The 7,892-nt window shown below is 75.0% G+C and carries 7 protein-coding genes; 4 read left to right on the top strand and 3 right to left on the bottom strand.

Features of this window, described 5'->3' with window-relative positions:
• The first annotated feature begins 66 nt into the window (after positions 1-66).
• A complete protein-coding gene (locus tag ACFWXO_RS11010) occupies positions 67-972 on the top strand; it encodes a LysR family transcriptional regulator (protein ID WP_380523252.1) in 906 nt (301 codons plus the stop codon).
• A gap of 88 nt (positions 973-1,060) precedes the next feature.
• A complete protein-coding gene (locus ACFWXO_RS11015) occupies positions 1,061-1,273 on the top strand; it encodes a cold-shock protein (protein ID WP_380407577.1) in 213 nt (70 codons plus the stop codon).
• Positions 1,274-1,341: 68 nt separating this feature from the next.
• Here the strand turns inward: ACFWXO_RS11015 and ACFWXO_RS11020 are convergent, their stop codons facing one another.
• The 3 genes from ACFWXO_RS11020 to ACFWXO_RS11030 form a co-directional block, all read right to left on the bottom strand.
• The gene (locus ACFWXO_RS11020; RefSeq protein ID WP_380523253.1) at positions 1,342-3,534 is read right to left on the bottom strand and encodes a serine/threonine-protein kinase; all 2,193 of its coding nucleotides are present in this window, start codon (positions 3,532-3,534) and stop codon (positions 1,342-1,344) included.
• A 105-nt stretch (positions 3,535-3,639) separates the two neighbouring features.
• Complete coding sequence (locus tag ACFWXO_RS11025; protein ID WP_380523254.1) at positions 3,640-4,314, bottom strand: response regulator; 675 nt, start codon at positions 4,312-4,314, stop codon at positions 3,640-3,642.
• The gene (locus tag ACFWXO_RS11030) at positions 4,311-5,666 is read right to left on the bottom strand and encodes a sensor histidine kinase (protein ID WP_380523255.1); all 1,356 of its coding nucleotides are present in this window, start codon (positions 5,664-5,666) and stop codon (positions 4,311-4,313) included. The genes ACFWXO_RS11025 and ACFWXO_RS11030 overlap by 4 nt, the downstream gene beginning before the upstream one ends.
• A 135-nt stretch (positions 5,667-5,801) precedes the next feature.
• Between ACFWXO_RS11030 and ACFWXO_RS11035 the strand changes: the two genes are divergently transcribed.
• Positions 5,802-6,284 carry a DUF4190 domain-containing protein gene (locus tag ACFWXO_RS11035; RefSeq protein ID WP_380523256.1) on the top strand — a complete coding sequence of 161 codons (483 nt, stop codon included), beginning with the start codon at positions 5,802-5,804 and terminating at the stop codon, positions 6,282-6,284.
• A 78-nt stretch (positions 6,285-6,362) separates the two neighbouring features.
• On the top strand, positions 6,363-7,523 hold the full coding sequence (locus ACFWXO_RS11040; RefSeq protein WP_380523257.1) for a serine hydrolase domain-containing protein: 1,161 nt from the start codon (positions 6,363-6,365) through the stop codon (positions 7,521-7,523).
• Positions 7,524-7,892: the final 369 nt, after the last annotated feature.

Here is a 7,892-nt window from a genome sequence, read left to right on the forward strand (position 1 = left end):
GAACTCCGGCATGCAGCGATCGGTGGCACCGATCGATCGCCGGGCCGGTCGCGCTACCGTGGGACGGTGGACAGGATCGAACTGGAAGCATTCGTCGCGGTCGCCGAGGAGCTGCACTTCGGCCGCGCCGCCGCCCGTCTCCACCGCGGGCAGCCCACCGTCAGCGACGCCGTCCGGCGCCTGGAACACACCCTCGGCGGCCGACTGTTCGACCGCACCAGCCGCCGGGTCTCCCTCACCGAGCTCGGCACGGCCCTGCTCCCCGACGCCCATGCCACCCTCGCCCAGCTGCGCGGGTTCCAGCAGCGCGGCCGCGCGCTCGCCGCCGGCGAGCGGACCGGGACCACCCTCGTCGTCGGCCATGCCGAGTACACCGGCCACCAGCTGCTGCTGCGCTGCCTCCCGCAACTGCGCGAGCGCTTCCCCGACGTGACGATCGTGCCGGAGGCCATGCCGACCACCGCCCTGGTCGCCGCCCTCCGCGCGGAGACCATCGGCCTGGGCATCGGCTGGGCCACCGGCGGCATCACCGGCGTACGGGCCCGGGTGCTCTCCACCGAGCGCTTCATGGCCCTCGTCCCGGAGGCCCATCCTCTGGCCGGGCACGCCGAGTTGAGCACCGCCGAACTCTCCACCACCGGCCTGCTCACCTGGCCCCACCAGATCAACAGCGGCCTCTGCGACCGCCTCCTCACCGCCTTCCGGATCGGCGGGGCCGACCTGCGCATCATCCGCACCGCCGACAGCGTCCACGCCATCGCCGCCCACGTCGCCGCGGGCACCGGCATCGGCATCACCGTCGAGTCCGCCCTCGACCACCGGCCTCCGGGGCTGCACGTCATCCCCCTCACCGGCCCCTCGACCACCGCCGACCAGGTCGTCCTCACGCCCGCCGCGCCCTCCCCCGCCGCCACCGCCCTCCGCGACCTCCTCGTCGCCGCCTCGGCGGCGCTCCGACCCCGGCACACCTAGGGCGGCTCGACTACTCTTCGTGTCGACTCACGCGCCCTCCGTGAGAGGATCACGCGACGGCACCGCGCCCCGACCCCGAGGAGTAGGCATGGCCGAGCGCCAGAACGGCACCGTGAAGTGGTTCAACGACGAGAAGGGCTACGGGTTCATCAGCCCGGAGTCCGGCCCCGACCTGTTCGTGCATTTCCGGGCGATCGAGTCGACCGGCTTCAAGTCCCTGGTGGAGGGCCAGAAGGTCTCCTTCGAGGCCGTCCAGGGCCAGAAGGGCTTGCAGGCCGACAAGGTCCGGGTCGAGGAGTAGCGACCCCGGCGGATCCGTTGCGCGCGCCCGGTCGGCGCTGTGGCCGACCGGGCGCGCCTCCGGCGCCGCTACTGGGCGCGGAGCCCGGCCAGTACCCCCTGCACCTGCTGGACGACTGCCGGGGGCAGCGTGCCGTACTTCATCGACTCGCCGCTCGCCTGGCCCGGGCCGCTGACCGCGTAGGACGCGAGGCCCGCCACGACGGCGGAGTTCCCGCCGCTCCCGCAGAAGGCGAGGTAGCCGAAGCCGACCACCGGATAGCCGCCCTTGACCGGCCTCTGGTAGTCGAGCTTGACCGACACCTTGCCGCCCGAGGTCTCCGCCGTGCCGGTCGCGGCCATCGTGGTGGCGGTCGCGGTGCTCGGGGCCGCGTCGGAGTCACCGGTGCGCACCCGGGCCGCGTGGAGGTTCCCGACGTCCCGCAGCGGGACGAAGCCGATCGACCCCTGGGCACCGGCGACGGCGCCGGGGATGCTCGCCTCGGTCGCCCCCGGCCGGGCCTTCGCCTCGGAGTCCCAGACCGCGCCCACCTCGTACGGCCAGTCGGCGGGCGCGGCCTTGCCGAGGTACTGGGAGAACACGTAGGCGGACCAGGACAGCCCGGCCGGGACCCGGACGTCGATCGGCGAACCGGGCAGCACCGTGGCCGGGTTGAGCGCCCTGATCGCCGGGTCGTTCCAGGACTGGATCTGCTTCCGGAAGATCTTGGCGAGCGTCGGGGCGTCGAGCACCAGGTCGACGACCCCGGGCACGTTGAAGACGACCGCGACGGGGGCCACGGTGACCGGGAGCTGGGACACCTGGCCGGTGGCACAGTGCTTGCCGTAGGTGACCGCCTGCTGATCGGTCAGCGTGGTGTCGAATCCGGCGGCGTCGAGCCCGCCGTCGGCGAGGAGGGTCGCGTTGGCGGTCTTGAACGGGTCCTCGGCGCTGGGGGCCGCAGGGCCCTTGTAGGTGAGCCGGTTGCCCGGGCAGGCCTTGCCGAAATCCGCCGTCCACCGCTCGACGAGGGCGCCCTCCATCCCGTCCACGCCGATCGTGGCCTGCCCGGCCGGGGCGCAGCTGACCCCGGAGGCGACGGCGGACGGGCCGGTCTGACCGCTCTGCCCGGCCTGCCCGGTTTCCGGCGCACCGGAGTGCCAGGTGAGGTAGCCGAGCGTGCCCGCCGCGGCGATGACGGCGGCGGCCACGGCGGCGCCGATCAGCAGGGCCTTACGCGGTCGGGATCGACCGGCGGGGGTGGTGGAGGGAGCGACGGAGAGAGCGGCGGAGGGGGCGGTGGGCAGGTACGGCGGTACGGTCGGCGGCGCCGGTGGCGGCACCGACGCCGGGGCGACCGGGTTGGGGGCCGTGGGCGTCGGAACGACCGGAGCCGGAACGGTCGCAGGAGCAGGAGCAGGAGCAGGAGCCGAGGCCGGAGCAGGCGCCACCGGCCCCGTCCGCAGCTGGACCGTCCGTTCCCTCGCCGCCTCCCCCGTCATCCTCAACAGCCCCTCCACCGTGGGCCGTTGCTCCGCCTCCTTGGCCAGGCACCCGATGATCAGCGGGTACAGCTCGGGCGCCAGCCCGGCCAGGTCCGGCTCCTCGTAGACGACCCGGAAGCCCACGGCGTGCGAGGAGTCCGCGCCGAAGGGGCCGCGCCCGGTGGCGGCGAAGGCCAGCACGGAGCCGAGGGCGAACACGTCGGTGGCCGTGGTCGCCGTGCCGTTGCGGAACTGTTCGGGGGCCATGAACGGCGGGGTGCCGACGGCGACGCCGGTGCTGGTCAACTGGGTCTCGCCGGCGCTGCGCGCGATGCCGAAGTCGATGACGCGCGGCCCGTCCTCGGCGAGCAGCACGTTGCCGGGCTTGAGGTCGCGGTGGATCAGTCCGACGCGGTGGATCTCCTGGAGCGCCTCGGCGAGTCCGGCGGCCAGCCTGCGCACCTCGGGCGGGGTCAACGGGCCCTGGCCGGAGACCCGTTCGCCCAGGGAGGGGCCGGGGACGAAGAGCGTCGCCAGCCAGGGCGCCGGGGCGTCGGGGTCGGCGTCGAGGACGGGCGCGGTGAATGCCCCGCTGACCTTGCGCGCGGCCGTGACCTCCTGCCGGAACCGGGCCCGGAACTCGGCGTCCGCGGCCAGCTCGGGCCGGATCACCTTCACCGCCACCTGCCGCCCGGACACCGATCGGGCGCGGTAGACGACGCCCATCCCGCCCGCGCCGAGCCTGCCCTCCAGGAGGTACCCGCCGATCTCCCGCGGATCGTGTTCCGACAAGGTCACGTGCCGTTTCCTCCCCCAGGCGCGTCCGGCCGTCCAGCCGGTCGGCCGTCCAGCCGACCGACCGGCCCAGCCTAGTAGGGGCCGGGAGCGGCAGGTGAGGCAGGCTCAACCGGTGAAGCCCGGCACCACCAGTCCGGACTCGTACGCGATCACCACCGCGTGGGTGCGGTTCTGGGCGCCGAGCTTGGTGAGCACGTTGCCGACGTGGGTCTTGACGGTCTCCAGGCTGACCGCCAGCGTCTCGGCGATCTCCGGGTTGGACAGCCCGGTGGCCATCAGCCGCAGCACCTCCTCCTCCCGCCCGGTCAGCGCCGCCTGCGGCAGGGCCTCGGCGGAGTCCAGCGGCCGGGCGGCGACCATCCGGCGCAGCGCCGCCGGGAAGAGGACCGCCTCGCCCGCCGCCACCACCCGTACCGCTTCGGCGATCTGCCGGACGGGGAGGCGTTTGAGCACGAAGCCGCTGGCCCCGGCGCTGAGCGCGGCGGTGACGTAGCCGTCGTTCTCGAAGGTGGTGATCACCACGACCTTCGGCGGCTCGGTGGACTCCGCCAGCAGCTGCCGGGTGGCCTCGATCCCGTTGCGGCGCGGCATCCGCACGTCCATCAGGACGACGTCGGGCCGCAGCCGCAGCGCCTGCTCGACCGCCTCCACCCCGTCGGCGGCCTCGCCGACCACCTCGATCCCGGGCTGGACGCCGAGCAGGGTGCGCAGACCGCTGCGGGTGATGGCGTCGTCGTCCGCGATCAGCAGCGTGACGGGAGCCTCGGGCGCGGTGCTCACACCGCCGCCCGGACCGGCAGTCGGACGGCGAGGCGCCAGCGCGCATCACCGGCCGGTCCGTCCCCAACCGACCCGTCCCCGGCCGGCCCGTCCCCAACCGACCCGTCCCCGGCCGGCCCGCCCCCGACCGACCCGTCCCCGGCCGGCCCGCCCCCGACCGGTCCGGCCTCGAACTCGCCGTGCAGCAGCCGCACCCGTTCGGCCAGCCCGGGCAGGCCGTGCCCGGACGTCGGGAAACCGCCCACCCCGGCCCCCGCGACCGCCCCCACCTGGTTGACCACCCGCAGCTCCAGCGCGTCCGGCCCCGCCGCCACCCGGACGGTGATCGGGCCGCCCGCCCCGTGCCGGAGCGCGTTCGTCAGCCCCTCCTGGAGGATCCGGTACGCCGCCCGGGAGATCGTCCCCGGCACCTGCGCCAGGTCGCCGGACAGCTCCGGCTCCGCCACGGCGCCCGCGTGCCGCAGCCGGTCCAGGAGTTCGGGCAGGTCGGCCAGGGTCCGGGTGGGCGCGGTGCCCGCCTCCTCCTCGCGCAGCACGCCCAGCACGTAGTCCAGGTCCTCCAGCGCGGCCCGGGTCGACTCCTCGATGCTGCGCATGGCGGCCCGGGCCGTCACCGGGTCGGCGTCGAGCACCTCGCCCGCGACGGCGGCCTGGATGGTGGCCGCCGTCAGGGTGTGCCCGATCGAGTCGTGCAACTCGTGGGCCAGCCGGTTGCGTTCGGCGAGCCGGCGCTCCCGTTCGGCGGCCTGCGCGAGCCGCTCGGCGGCCGACGGCCCCAGCAGGCGCGGCGCCAGCCACCGCAGGGCCGCCGCCACCGCCGCGCACCCGGCCACCGCGAGCAGCACGCACACGACGGCCACCGCCCAGCTCCACCCGCCATCGGCCACCGACGCCGACCGGCCGAACAGGCTCAGTTGTGCCCGGCCGTCGAGCCAGCCTCCCGGCAGCGACAGGCCGGCGAGCAGCAGCAGGCCGCTGGCCAGCGCCCCCGTCCACCCCAGGGCCACGTGCAGCAGCAGCCACAGCGGCGTCCGCCAGCGGTCGGCGACGGCCGCCCCGGCCGTTCCCGACGCTCCGGCAGCACCGGGATCCGGCAGCGCCACCCCCAGCAGTCGGCGGGCGGACGCGACCAGCACCCGGCGCGTGGTGCGGGCCAGCCCGACCACGCCGATCAGCACCGCCCAGACCAGCAGGGTCAGCACGACCTGCACCCCGTACGGAGCGGACCGCCACGCCAGGGCCGGCACCATCACGACCGGCAGCAGCGCGAGGCTCCCCAGCGCGCCGCAGTAGGCGAACAGCGCGCCCGTGTACGTGGAGCCGCGCAGCAGCGGCCGGATTCCCCTGATCATGTCTGCCAGTATGTCCGGCCAGGTCAGCGGCCACCTCCCCCGATCGAGGGAGGGCCTTTTCCCGCTTTTCCGCGATGTGCGCCCGGGGCTCCGGAAGTCAGGATCGTGTCCTGCCAGTTGACGAGAGGACGGCCGTTGCACACCCGAGAAGACGAGCCCCGGACGGACGTCCGCACCCTGGACCGCCAGGCCCCCGGGCACGACCCCGCCCCCGGGCAGGGCCCCACCCCCGGCCCGCACCACGACCCCGGCCCCGGCCCCGGCCCCGGCCCCGGCCCGCACCACGGCGTACGGCCCCCGGCCCGCCGCAACGGCCCGGCCGTGGCCGCGCTGACGCTGGGGGTCCTCGGCGCGGTCACCTCGATCGTCGTCGTCGGCGGCCTGTTCGGCGTCCTCGGCCTGGTGCTGGGCGCCGTCGCCCTGCGGAGGGCCCGGCGGACGGGTACCGGCCGGGGCATGGCCAACGCGGGCGTGGTGCTGTCGCTCCTCGCGATCGCGGGGTCCGTCCTGGCCGCCGTCCTGCTGGCCTGGTACGCCGACCGGACGCAGCCGTGCTACCGGCCCGACAGCTTCCGGCAGTACCGGGAGTGCGTCCAGCAGCAGTTCCACCGGGGCTGACCGGCGGTCGACCGCCCCCAGCGCCCGTGTTCCCGACGAATTCCCTTCGGTTTCCCTACGATTCACAGGAGTTGACGTATGCGTGAGCAGACTTGGCAGAGGCTTCGCACCCCCCGGCGGCGCAGCGCCGTGGCGGCCTCGGTGGCCGTGGCGATGGCGGCCGGCGTCCTGGCGGCGGGTGTCCTGACACCGACCGCCGCATCCGCCGCCGCCAAGCCCGACACCGTCCAGCAGGGCCTGGACGCGCTGGTGCGGCAGGACAAGCTGCCCGCCGCACTGGCGACCGTCAAGGACCGCAAGGGCCGCACCCAGGCCTACACGGCGGGCGTCGGCGACCTGGCCACCGGCGCGAAGGTGCCCAAGGACAGCCAGGTGCGGATCGGCAGCAACACCAAGACCTTCACCGCCGTCGTGGCGCTGCAACTGGTCGGCGAGGGGAAGGTCCGCCTCGACGAACCGATCGAGACCTACCTGCCGGGCCTCGTCCGCGGGGACGGCATCGACGGGCACCGCATCACCGTGCGCCAGCTCCTCCAGCACACCAGCGGCCTGCCCGACTACGAGGGCGACATCGACGAAGCCACCCTCCAGCAGCGGTACTTCGAGCCGCGCGAGCTGCTGGACATGGCCTTCCGGCACAAGGCCGGCTCCGCGCCCGGCGAGAAGTTCGAGTACAGCAGCACCAACTACGTGCTGGCCGGCCTGCTCGTCCAGAAGGTGACCGGCCGCCCCCTCGCCGAGGAGATCGACCGGCGGATCGTCCAGCGGATCGGGCTGCGCCACACCTCCTTCCCCGGCACCGGCGACCGGAGCATCCGGGAGGCCCACCCGCAGGGCTACCGCCAGGAGAAGCCGGGCGGCCCGCTGATCGACACCACCGAGCTGGACCCCTCGGCGGGCTGGGCGGCGGGCCAGATGATCTCCACCAACGCCGACCTCGACCAGTTCTTCACCGCGCTGCTCGGCGGACGCCTGCTCCCGGCGGCCCAGCTCGCCGAGATGCGCACGACCGTCCCGATCGCGGACAGCGGCGCCGGCTACGGGCTGGGACTGATCAGCCGCCCGCTGTCTTGCGGCGGCGTCTACTGGGGCCACGGCGGGGACATCCCGGGTTTCGAGACCCGGGGCGGGGCCACCGACGACGGCCGGGCGGTCAACATCGCCGTGACGCAGATCCCGGCGGACGGCGCCGTCACCCGCCGCCTGGAGCAGGTCGTGGACACGGCCCTCTGCCGCTGATCCGCCGCCCGCCCTCCTCGCGCGGCCGCAGCCGAAGCCACGCCCGCCGTCACAGCGACAGCCCGTCGCGGATCACCCGTCGAAGTTGGACCAGAAGATCCCGACGCCCGCACCACTCGCGTCCCGGCCGACCAGGATGCTGTTCGCGGTGAAGTCGCAGGTGGGGAAGACCAAGGCGTTCGCGCCGCTCGCCGGGTCGACGAGGACGTCCAGCAGCGGGGTCCGGGAGCCGGCCTCCTGCTGGGCCTCGAACGCGGCGGTGGCGTGGGGGGGGGGGGGGGGGGGCGCCCCCCGCGCCCCCCCCCCCGCGCCGGGCCCCCCCCCCCCCCCCCCCCACTCGCTGTCGGGGGGAGTCTCGGGCCCCCACAA

The sequence above is a fragment of the Kitasatospora sp. NPDC059088 genome (genome assembly GCF_042738155.1).
Classification (GTDB): domain Bacteria; phylum Actinomycetota; class Actinomycetes; order Streptomycetales; family Streptomycetaceae; genus Kitasatospora.

Excerpts from the sequence above, each read along its gene's own strand:
- ACFWXO_RS11030 (WP_380523255.1), bottom strand. The coding sequence starts at position 5,666 with ATGATCAGGGGAATCCGGCCGCTGCTGCGCGGCTCCACGTACACGGGC.
- ACFWXO_RS11015 (WP_380407577.1), top strand. The coding sequence starts at position 1,061 with ATGGCCGAGCGCCAGAACGGCACCGTGAAGTGGTTCAACGACGAGAAG.
- ACFWXO_RS11040 (WP_380523257.1), top strand. The coding sequence starts at position 6,363 with ATGCGTGAGCAGACTTGGCAGAGGCTTCGCACCCCCCGGCGGCGCAGC.